1 protein-coding gene and 1 pseudogene are annotated in these 2,053 nt (G+C 50.4%); both read right to left on the bottom strand.

Features of this window, described 5'->3' with window-relative positions; genetic code table 11:
- Positions 1 to 1,265, bottom strand: a 1,265-nt coding sequence (locus tag AC4E7D_RS14380; protein WP_490174464.1) for a BspA family leucine-rich repeat surface protein, incomplete at its 3' end; no start/stop codon positions are given.
- 98 nt (positions 1,266 to 1,363) lie between these two features.
- Positions 1,364 to 2,053, bottom strand: a pseudogene (locus AC4E7D_RS14375) (hypothetical protein); the annotation flags it as partial.

Genomic DNA, 2,053 nt, shown 5'->3' with positions numbered 1-2,053 from the left:
AACATGGCACTCATGTTGGTTACGCTACCCACATCCCATGTCCCTATTGGCTGGTTAAATAACGAACCCCCAAACATGAACCCCATATTAGTAACCTTACTGACATCCCACGAACCAATTTCCTGATTAAAGGAAGCGTGAAAGAACATACGCGACATATCGGTTACCCCACTCACATTCCAATCTGCAATGGGTTGATTAAAGTTGGACATATAAAACATCTGATTCATATCAGTGACCTTACTTACATCCCATGAACTGATGTCGTCGTTAAAGTCGGTATTGGAAAATAATTCACTCATGTCAGTTACCTTGGTGGTACACACCCTGGTTACATCCTCTTTATTTTGAACCATTTGTCTTAACAAAGGTTCATCCACAATCGTATAGACCACCCCATTGATCTCCCATGATTGACCTACCTGGCTCCATTCGTATGCCCGGATCGTGATTCCATTTTCGTCCAGATAAATGGGGGGAGTTGGCGGGCAACCGGTATCATTGACATTTTCCCCTTCCGGGGTATCGGGGCATTCATCCCTGTCATCAGGAACCCCGTCCCCATCCGTGTCTTTTTGGGAATCCGAACAGCCATTTGCATCTGCTGTTTCTCCAGCTGGGGTATTCGGACAGGCGTCTGCATCGTCACTTATGCCATCCCCATCTAAATCGGTTTGTGAAGAAGAACACCCTAGTGCATTTACCGTTTCGCCTTCAGGGGTATTCGGGCAGGTATCGATATCATCGGTTATTCCATCTCCATCAGTGTCCTTTTGTGTATCCGAACAACCGTTGCTGTCTACTCCCTCGCCTTGTGGAGTATCCGGACAGGTATCCGCATTATCTGAGATACCATCGCCATCTGAATCGGTTTGTGAATCCGAACACCCATTTGCATCTACCTGTGCACCGGGAGGCGTGTTGGGGCAGTTATCTGTGTCATCAGGAACCCCATCCTGGTCCGTATCAGATTTTTCAAAGACCAGGGTTATGCTCATATCGGAATCCATCGTTGCAGATACGGGATTTGTTGTACTTCGGAGATCCCCCCGCCACTCCTTGAATACATATCCGGCAGCTGGGACAGCCCTTAAGGTTACCGGTGTTCCCTCTTCAAATGCCCCCCCGTCAGGGGTGACGGTTCCCCCTTCCTGAGGCGATATGGTAACCGATAGAATGAACTTTTCTGGGGACTCGTCTTTGGCGCAGGCAAGTACAAGGAACAAAGCGGGAATTAGGAGGAGTGTCCTTATAAAAAGTTTCATGGGTATGCGGTTTTGGAGTTCTCCGTTTTGGACCTATAAAGCTATTGCAGGAATCAGCAAACCGCAATGATACTGATCAATTACAAAGAGGGTAGGATTTATTTTGGCACCCCACTCCAGGGCTGCACAAACTCCCTGCCGGGGCAATAGGAGATCCCGTAGAGCTGGCCATCCAGGAGGTAGCCAGAATGGTAGTAGGCATGGTTCTGGTCGCGGGTGGAAAAGGCAAAATAGAGGCGGTCCCAGTTCCGGTTAAGCCGGGCATTTTCAAGGGGGCTGCCGTAGAAGTACCCCTGGAACGTATTTCCCGTAAGCTGGGTCACCCGGAATTCCTGTACATAGGGATCCGCTTTGGGGTCGGGCCGCAGGTCGATCTCCCAGTTGCCCAGGATTGTGCCTGGATCGCGTTTCGGAAGGGCCTTTTCAAGGCAGTTTTCCAGGTAGAAATCGTAGACCGCTTCCGGATGATTTATCACTTTGTTCCCTATGGCGCTCACAAGCGCTTTGCAATCCTGGAAGTAGTCCATTAGTCGCTCCCGTTTCAGCCCCAGCACGCCCTGGGTCACCCGTACCATTTCCCGTTCGCCTTCACGGTGGATCAGGGGAAAGAAGTCCAGGAAATCATTGTCGTCATAGACAAATTCCCGGTGGTAATAGGTGAGCGGCCCGTCTTTTCTGATCACTCTCAGGAAGATGTTCCCGGCACCCGGGTCCAGGTAATACCGAAACTTGAAAAATGCGGCTTCTTCCCGCAGCGGGACCGAAGCGTAATTCCGTCCGCCGGCGCC

This window comes from Lentiprolixibacter sp., from assembly GCF_982873095.1.
Note: the sequence above shows the minus strand (reverse complement) of the source record. Positions and strands in the feature narration are given on the sequence as shown.